Raw genomic sequence first — 8,269 nt, 5'->3', positions numbered from 1 at the left:
CGGGTGGACGGCTCCGTGGGCGGGGGCAGGGGGACGTCGTCTTCGCCGTTGGCTTGCCAGGCTTCGGTGGTTTGGCGCCAGCCGTGCGAGCCGGAGGCCGAGCGCCATTCGGTGGTCTGGCGCCAGTGGGCGGCGTCGGTGGTGGAGCGCCACTCAGCTGTGGACGTACGCCATCCGACGCCGTCGGCCGGGACCGGGGGGCGGCCTGTTGCCGCGACGTCTGACCAGCGGCTGACCGTGCCGGAGCTGGAACGTTCGACGGCCTGGTCCTCGTTTTGGGCCCAGGCTTCGGCTCGCAGCGACCAGGCGATCGCCTCGGGAATGGGTTGCATGCTGCCGGTGTCGGTCACCGAACCGGTGCCCCAGATCGGCGTGCCGGGGTCGCCGCTTTCCGGCGAATCGGGACTTTCCGGGCGGGCTGAGGACCACGGCTCTGCGGCGCTGCGCTCTCGCGGCAGGCGGGCGCCGTAGTCCCACTCCCGTTGGTCCACCTGAAAAGCGTGCCGTGCAACGCCCAGATCTGCAACGCCCTGACGCGATGGCTTCGTCACGGGCAGCAGCTTTTTCTTTCGTCCACATGTTGGGGACAATAAAACCGCTGGTCAGAGCGCTTCACGAGAAGATGTCCTCAGGGGTTTTACACAGGCTGTGCACAGGGCTGCACACAGGTCGGCGCCGTTTGTCCACAGGTTGTCCCGAGGGCCATCCACCGCTGTGTTTGGGCCGATGACGTGGGCCTTCGTATGGTTACCGACGCTGGATCACCGGCTTTGGCCGTACCGGTGGGGTCAAATCGGCCCTAAGCGGGGAAGGCGGGGAGATTTCGTGTCCTGGGTCACTCCGGTGGGCGCGTCCTCACCCGAAAGTGTCGTACCTCTGGTGTTTGATCTACTCGGGTGCGCAATCGTCCCGGCGCGTTGCAGCGCCGGCGCCTCCGCAGGGGCAGAAGGAGGAGGTCGGAGTGTCCGTCACCGATGACGCACGACCCGAGGCACGGCCCCAGTCGTCCGGGCGCCCGCCAGGTCCGCCACCGTCCGGCGACGGCGGTGGCTTCGACAAGACCCCGCCGCAGGACATCGCGGCCGAGCAGAGCGTGCTGGGCGGCATGCTGCTGTCCAAGGACGCCATCGCCGACGTGGTGGAGATCCTGAAGACCCCGGACTTCTATCGGCCGGTGCACGCCCGGATTTTCGACGTCGTTCTTGACCTGTACGGACGCGGCGAACCCGCCGACGGCGTCACCGTGGCCGCGGCCCTGACCGACTCCGGAGACCTGCAACGCATCGGCGGTGTGCCGTATCTGCACACCCTGATCGAAAGCGTGCCGACCGCCGCCAACGCGTCGTACTACGCGCGCATTGTTTCCGAGCGCGCGGTACTGCGCCGGCTGGTCGAAGCCGGCACCAAGATTGTGCAGCTCGGCTATGGTGCCAGCGGTTCGGGTGGCCGCGACGTCGACGACATTGTCGACCTGGCCCAGCAGGCGATCTACGACGTCACCGAAAAGCGGGTGAGCGAAGACTTCGCCGCCCTGGGTGACATGCTGCAACCCACGCTTGATGAGATCGAAGCCGTCGGTGCATCCGGTGGCGTGATGACCGGCGTACCCACAGGCTTCTCAGACCTTGACCGGCTTTTGAATGGCCTGCATGCGGGCCAGCTCATCATCGTGGCCGGCCGCCCGGGTCTGGGAAAGTCCACGGTCAGCATGGACTTCGCCCGCAACGCGGCAATCCGCAGCAACTGCGCCAGCGCCATTTTCTCCCTGGAAATGAGCAAAATCGAAATGGTGATGCGCCTGCTGTCGGCAGAGGCCCGCGTCCCCCTGCACACGCTGCGCTCAGGCCAGCTATCCGACGACGACTGGACCAAACTGGCCCGCCGCATGGGCGAAATCAGCGAGGCGCCCATCTTCGTCGACGACACCCCCAACATGAACCTGATGGAGATCCGAGCCAAGGCCCGCCGCCTCAAACAGCGTCACAACCTCAAGCTCCTGGTCATCGACTACCTCCAGCTGATGAGCTCGCCAAAGAAAACGGAAAGCCGCCAGCAAGAGGTCTCCGAACTGTCCCGAGGCCTCAAGCTGCTGGCCAAGGAAATCGAATGCCCGGTCATCGCGGTAAGCCAGCTGAACCGAGGCCCCGAGCAGCGCACCGACAAGCGCCCCCAGCTTTCGGACCTACGTGAATCCGGCTCCATCGAGCAGGACGCCGACGTGGTACTCCTCCTGCACCGTGACGACTACTACGACAAAGAAAGCCCCCGAGCCGGCGAAGCCGACTTCATCGTCGCCAAGCACCGAAACGGCCCCACCGACACGGTTACGGTGGCTGCGCAGCTGCATTTGTCGCGCTTCGTCGACATGGCCATCGTCTAAGACTCAGCAGGTACGACCACAAACCCGTTCCACCGCTCGGCATCCCAGTCGTAGATGCTGGTGCTGGCGGAAAATTCGTATGCGCCCGTCCCCGGCAGGTTGGCCCGCAGCAGAACCTCGTCATTTTCGACGTGGATCGCGGTGAATCCTGCCACTACAACAGCGTCGAAGAGTGCTACCGCCGCTGCGTTCTCCACGTCAACGCCGGTGGTCGGGTGAAGGCGAGGACCCTGCGCCTGCCATAACCGAAGTTCGACGTTGTAGCAATCCGGCGCCTCAAATTCCCCGGGCGGTCGATGAGACAACTCGGATGGGTGTTCAAGAACCGGGCCGCCGAACTCCCCGCTTACGCCTGCCACCAAGCGTTCGGTTCGGGTCAGCAACCAGGTGTTCTCCCGGCCCGCTGCAGCCTCTCCGCCGACGAGCCGGGCCAAAATGCCTGCCACTTCCTGAGGCGACTTGTCGGTCCGCAGAAAGATCTGCTCACGCACTGACATCAACAGCCTCCGAGTCGCCTCGCCAAGTGACCTGACGCCCGTCACCCAGCAAGATAAACATTCGATCCTCTGGTCGGAGCTGGCGGCCATGGTGACGCCAAGCGCCCAACGCACGCCGTATCCCCCGCAAGGCACCTTCGAGGGTCAGTCCGGCTTCCCGGCCGTCCACCAATACCACAGTTATCCGTGGATCCTGCCCGAAAGCATCCCGGATGTGGCGGTCCACCCGCCGTGACAAGTCACCATCCCGCCCTCCCGTGATGAGATGATTCAAGCCCTTCAATTCACCGTACGTGCCGATGTCAGCCGGATCCTCACGTAACAGAACGTCGGGGTTCCCCAGCCGGTCCGTCCGGTCATGCTCGGCCGTCAGCGCCCTCACGTCATAGAGATGGCCGAGAGAGGCGGCTTGATTTCGTTCCTCGTTATAGGCGAAGACGTCTGGATAGTGCACGCCCAACTGAAAGGCATCACCAAGAGCTCCAGGAATCTGGCCAAGCCGAGCGTTGATGCGAACAGGTCCGCGATGAGTGTCGACAAGCTCGCCACCGCCTACTGACGTGGTGGGCCGAGATCCCACCCCATCTGCTCCCCTTCCTCGCACATCGCCAGCAGCGTTTCCTCGCGGGGCAGGGTGGTGCTCAGTTTCGCTCTGGCGATCTCCTCGGCTTCCGGGCGCTGGAGGATCCGCGTCCGGTCCAGATATTGGTCGTCGAAGAGGAACCTCGTCGTTAATGCCGGCGCGTAAATCCATGCCGCTCGCCGGCCGCTCCACATGATCGCGCGAAGGTTGCCGTCGTTGCGAAGCTGGTAGGCGATGATGCTGCTCGTCTCCGCCGGCAGATCCGCCTTGTGCACGGCTTTGTAGTAGAACTGCGAGCTGGTCATCAATCCCCTTAGTGCCGCCTGCCGTCAGGATTTCGCGCGGCGAAAGCCCGAACCGGCGAAGGACGTCCTCGAAGCTTTGGCCGGTCTTCGTCAAATAGTTGGCGTATCCGGCCAGGATCGCAGGCTGTGCTGCGATCCAGTGCGCGAAACTTGTATCAACATGCTTGTCGACCGGTACGAGCGCTAGGTCATCCGGCTGATGCCCGTCCATGTCGGCTTGACGGCCGATCGAGATGATTTCCAAGAAAGCATGTACGCGAACCCATACTGGCGACCGCTGCAGCCGTACTGCTTCATAGAGCTGATGAGTCGCCCGACCGACGGCATAAGAACGTTCGGTGGGGAACTGAAGCTCCAGCTTAAAGCCGTCCCGACGAGCCAACGTCACGTTGAGCCCGTTGTGCCGACCGCCAATTCCCCAGAAGCTGACGACCCTCACAGCTCGATACCCGCGCTCTTTCAGTGCCCTCAGGACACCCTGGACATGGCTTCCATAGCGCTCTTCGGGTAGCAACATCGAGAAGCGAACCCGGTCCTTCACCGTTGCCAGGAAGTCGCGGACGTCGAGAGACTCAAGCTCCGATTCTGTGGCATAGGTTCGCCCTAACGATGCCGCGGCCTTGACGCGATGCTCCAGGCCAGCCAGCTGCGGCCGATACCCGTCCCCATCCCCGAGCACACTTTCAAGATCTCGAGCAACCGCGTCGGCGACCTGCTGTGCTTCGGCGACCGACTCATGCAAGACGGCCTGTTCATTCGGACTCAGCGAATGAAGGAGGGCCCGCTCGACCTCTGCAGCGTTGCTTTGGCTCGTCGGTTCTCGAGCAGGTGGTGGCTGATGAGTGTTGTTCAGGTAGTGGGGGTCGCTGCTTCGATCATTGTTGTGAGTTGTTCCGGGGTCGGGAGGTTGGTGTGGAGGTGTTCCCTCGCCAGGCGTTCGGCTGTGGGGCGATCTACTGGCTGCGACTCGGTCGCGGATGAGTCGTCGTACAGTAGAGTCGCCGCGACGGGTGGGGCGTAGACCCATTTCTGCTGGGCCGCGTGCCAGATCACCGCTTGCAGGCCTGTCGTGGCTGACTCCCGGAAGGCGATCAGGCTTGTTACTTCGCTTGAGCTCTGGCTTTTCAGAAGCGCTTGGTAATGAAACTGGGGATCCGTCACGTGGTTGATCCAGCCTCTCTATGCCCGGGATGTCGTCGGGTGTGAGGTTCCAATCATGGAGGGCCTGCTCCACGGTGAGACCGTCAGATTTGAGCGCGTCGAGGTAAAGGCTCCAAGATGCACGTCCGCCGCCGGTGGCCCAGGCGGCGAGTGACGTGTCTGTTGACGTCAGCCCGGGCAGGGTCGGCAGGCCAGCCGGTTGGTGTTCGCTCATTCGTAGGTTTTTGTTGATCGCCAAGGTGGCGAGGAAAGCCTCGGTTCGCTCGATGCCTGTGATGGCGTGGTCGTGTGCGTCGGTCGAGCGGATGATCTCGTACAGGTCGTGGGTGAGCTTTCCTGCTTGCCAGGACCGTTGGGTGGGGAATTGCAGTTCCATCCGGAAGCCCTCGGGCGTTACGAGGGTGACGTTGAGCCCGTTGTGGCGTCCGCGGCCGTCGCCGAAGAAGCTCTGAACCTCCAGAACTCCGTAGCCTTCCGCGCGCAGGGTCTGCAGCACCTGGCGAAGAGTTGACGCATAGGCCGATTCGGGAAGCGTCATGGAGAAGCGCACTCGGTCCGTCGCTTGAGCGAGGTAATCCTCGACCGCAATGCCCTTTGCGAATGAGCGCGCGGCGAACTTTCTAGCGAGGGATGTAAGGGACTTGACGCGGTGCTGCTCTCCAACAAGCTGAGGTCGATATTTACCCGCGGTCATGGCGGCGTGGGCAACGCGCTGCATGCGCTCCAGCTCGATTTCCGCGACCGCCGTCGCCTCGTGGACAGATGCCCTTAGCGCGGTTTTTTCAGCATCGCTGAGGAAATCGAAGACCTCTGCTGCCCCGGCCGGCTCGGCAGAAAGCCCGTCTTGGTGTTGGTCACCGGCGATCGGGCGGCCCTGGTTGTCGACTACCAGGGCGTCGAGGGCGACCACGTTGCCCGGGTCAGAAGAACCGTTGTGGGTGTAGAGCGGCTGGGATGGAGAGATGGCGCCGGTTTGGGGGTCGAGGAAGAGGATGGTTCCGTTTTGGTTTACTGCTGACCAGGCGTGCGACGTGCCTTGTTCGGCTCGGGTGACTATGAAGGCGAATGCTCCGTGGCCTGCGGTGTGGAGTTGGGTTTGCAGGGTTGAGAGGGCTGCGTCGGTTGCCTTTTTCGTTTCGGCGGGCGGTTGGCTGGCTACGTACGGGGTGAGGGTTTGGAAGTTGCCTTGGACCGCCTTTTCTATTCTGGACAGTCCGCCTTTCTCGGCTCCTAAGGGGCGGGTGGGGTCGCCTTTGGCGTAGGCGTCGAAGGTTCGTGGGGCGGATACCCGCGGGCGACCGTGGATGTAGGTTTCATAGAGAGACAAGACGCCGTCTGTGCAATTGATGCCCCGGGTGGGATCCGCTACGGGGCCGCCATCGTTGGCCAAGGCGAACCAATTTCCGTCGCGCGGGTCGGCCAGGCGTTTCACCTGACCGTCCGATTCGCGGGGCATGGCGCGTTCCAGATCCCTCTGGTGTACGGCCAAAGGTGCCCGTAATCCGCCGCTCCTCCCGTAAGGGCGGCTGCGGTCGATCGAAGGCGGGTTGTCATCCCCGGTCAGCGCCGATCGGCCCGGTGCTTCCACGCCTTCATAGGCGAGTTCTCCCAGGTCGTCATTCAGCTTTGACCAGTCCGGCGGATCCAATTCGGTTCGGGCGGGAACGTGTGCTCCGCGGCGTACGGAATCGGAATGGTTCTCCAGGTTTTCGGCGTCTTCCCGAGCGAGGAGGGCGTCTTTGCGCAGGCGGTCAGCCAGGATCGTGGAGCCGGCCCGGTAGGCGGCATCGGCCTGGTCGTTGAGGGCGCTGACCTGGGCACGGTGCTGCTCGGCTACGCGCAGGAGACAGTCGGCGTGGTCATTCCGCCGAATTTCCTCATAGCGGCTGCGGGTGCGTTGGAGGTATTCGCGGTAATTGCGGCGGGCCAGGGCTTCCGGGGGTAGCGGGCGGGGTTCGAGGGCTTCGGCAATGCGGTCCCGGGTCGGAAGCGGAGACGGTGCGGGAGTGGGACGTGGCCTCGGAGACGGTGCGGGAGTGGGACGTGGCCTCGGAGACGGTGCGGGAGTGGGACGTGGCCTGGGAGACGGTGCGGGAGTGGGATTCGGTTTGGGGGCGGGATTCGGAGTGGGAGCGGGAGCTGAAGGGGGCGTTGGCGGGCGGGTTGGAAGTGGAGGGATTTTCTGGGTTGTGGGGCGCCACCAGCCGTCTTCATGGTTGGGGAACGGGAGGGGTTTGCCGTTTCCGTCTACTACCAAGGCGTCCAAGGCGGTCAGGTTGTCGGGATGGGGGTGGCCGCGGTGGCCGTAGAGCGACATTCCGGGTTGGGCTATGCGGCCGTTTTGGGGATCTACGAAGAGGATTTCGCCGTGCTGGTTGACGGCGGCCCAGGCGTGGGCTGAGCCGCCTTCCCAACTGTTCATCAAGAACGCGAAGGAGCCGTGGCCGCCGGCGATAAGTTGGGTCGAGACCTTGGACAGGGCTTGCGCTACTTGTCTTTGCGCTACTTGAGGATCCGGGTGCGGTTTGCACAGCGATTGCAGGCGGCCGCCGGTGGTGTGTTCGACGCGTTCGGGGCCGATTGCCTCTCCATACAAGGGTCGTTGCGGGTCGCCGTCGCGGTAGGCGTCGAAAGTTCGGGGGGCGGATACGCGGGGGCGGCCGTGGACGTACGTGTCGAAGAAGGACAGAACGCAATCCTGGCAATTCAACCCACGGGTGGGGTCGGCTGTGGGACCGCCATCGTTCATCAGGGCGAAGTACGGCGAACGGGGATCGACCTGCCGGGCCGGGTTGCCGTAGTAGTCACGCGGGACGGCGTTTTCGAGGTCGAGCTGGTGCTGAGCCAGGGGGGCGCGCAAACCACCGAACCCGCCATAGTTGCGCGTGCTGTCGATGGGCGGCGGGTCACCCGTACCCGTCAGCATTGAATGGTTTCCCAATGACACCGCGCCGGGCGCAAGCTGGCCGCTGTCCCGGTTCGCCAGGTGCCAATCCTGCGGCTCGACCGTTGTCGTCGAACCCATTTCCGTGGCGAATGCCGGGTCACGCAGCACCCTCGCGTCAGCCTCCGCCCGGTCGGCAATGACGCGCGCCGCCTCGACATTCGCCTCGAAAGTCTTTGCCAGAGCCGGATCAAATCGGAGGAACTTTGCGACTCGGGCGGCTCGGCGGGATCGGCGTTCCTGACGGCGGGCGCCCTCGGCCTTTTGCTCAAGCCGGTCGACCGAATCCTGATGCCGGAAGGTGGCGTAGGCGGCTCGCTGATCGCGCGCGAACCGGAGGTAGTGATCAGAATCGGACGGGCCGGGGGCTGAGGATGGACGCGGCGGTGGGGGGCGAGG

6 protein-coding genes and 1 pseudogene are annotated in these 8,269 nt (G+C 64.0%); 3 read left to right on the top strand and 4 right to left on the bottom strand.

The window, feature by feature from the left end:
- Positions 1-491: hypothetical protein (locus tag TFC3_RS38345; protein WP_369819718.1), on the bottom strand; the 491-nt coding region annotated here is incomplete at its 3' end.
- A gap of 470 nt (positions 492-961) precedes the next feature.
- Between TFC3_RS38345 and dnaB the strand changes: the two genes are divergently transcribed.
- Positions 962-2,380 (top strand): replicative DNA helicase, encoded by a 1,419-nt coding sequence (gene dnaB, locus TFC3_RS32880; protein WP_067509688.1) that lies wholly within the window; start codon positions 962-964, stop codon positions 2,378-2,380.
- Here the strand turns inward: dnaB and TFC3_RS37590 are convergent.
- Positions 2,377-2,871, bottom strand: a complete 495-nt coding sequence (locus tag TFC3_RS37590; RefSeq protein WP_153040587.1) for a hypothetical protein — start codon at positions 2,869-2,871, stop codon at positions 2,377-2,379. The genes dnaB and TFC3_RS37590 overlap by 4 nt on opposite strands.
- Entirely contained in the window at positions 2,864-6,574 is a 3,711-nt protein-coding gene (locus tag TFC3_RS36555; RefSeq protein ID WP_236718587.1) for a toxin glutamine deamidase domain-containing protein, read from the bottom strand. The genes TFC3_RS37590 and TFC3_RS36555 overlap by 8 nt, the downstream gene beginning before the upstream one ends.
- A gap of 45 nt (positions 6,575-6,619) precedes the next feature.
- On the opposite strand from TFC3_RS36555, the gene TFC3_RS39840 reads away from it, so the two are divergent.
- Positions 6,620-6,871, top strand: a complete 252-nt coding sequence (locus TFC3_RS39840) for a hypothetical protein (protein WP_067509678.1) — start codon at positions 6,620-6,622, stop codon at positions 6,869-6,871.
- Between the two features lie 402 nt (positions 6,872-7,273).
- Here the strand turns inward: TFC3_RS39840 and TFC3_RS40595 are convergent.
- A pseudogene (locus tag TFC3_RS40595) lies at positions 7,274-7,675 on the bottom strand (toxin glutamine deamidase domain-containing protein); the annotation flags it as partial.
- 237 nt (positions 7,676-7,912) lie between these two features.
- Between TFC3_RS40595 and TFC3_RS39835 the strand changes: the two are divergent.
- Positions 7,913-8,242, top strand: coding sequence for a hypothetical protein (locus tag TFC3_RS39835; RefSeq protein ID WP_236718586.1), 330 nt, complete (start codon positions 7,913-7,915; stop codon positions 8,240-8,242).
- The last annotated feature ends 27 nt before the right edge of the window (positions 8,243-8,269 follow it).

Source organism: Actinoplanes sp. TFC3 (assembly GCF_001553785.1).
Classification (GTDB): domain Bacteria; phylum Actinomycetota; class Actinomycetes; order Mycobacteriales; family Micromonosporaceae; genus Actinoplanes.
Note: the sequence above shows the minus strand (reverse complement) of the source record. Positions and strands in the feature narration are given on the sequence as shown.